The 225-nt window shown below is 40.0% G+C and carries 1 pseudogene; it reads left to right on the forward strand.

Annotated features, from left to right (window positions below):
- A pseudogene (locus tag PSI06_RS21410) lies at positions 1-225 on the forward strand (IS3 family transposase); the annotation flags it as partial.

Genomic DNA, 225 nt, shown 5'->3' on the forward strand with positions numbered 1-225 from the left:
TGCAAGAGCGTGGCATTAAACTAGGTCGTGATTGTTTTTTTGATTATTTGAGAGAGCATGACTTTCTTGTAAAACCAAAGAAAAATTACACTAAAACAACAAACAGTAACCATTGGATGCGCAAGCACCCCAATTTACTAAAGGAATACATGCCTACTGCGGCCGAGGAAGTCTTCGTTAGTGACATTACATACGTAAAGTCAGCGCAAGGCGTGCATTACCTAT

Source organism: Pseudoalteromonas sp. GABNS16E (assembly GCF_028598715.1).
GTDB classification, from domain to species: domain Bacteria; phylum Pseudomonadota; class Gammaproteobacteria; order Enterobacterales; family Alteromonadaceae; genus Pseudoalteromonas; species Pseudoalteromonas atlantica.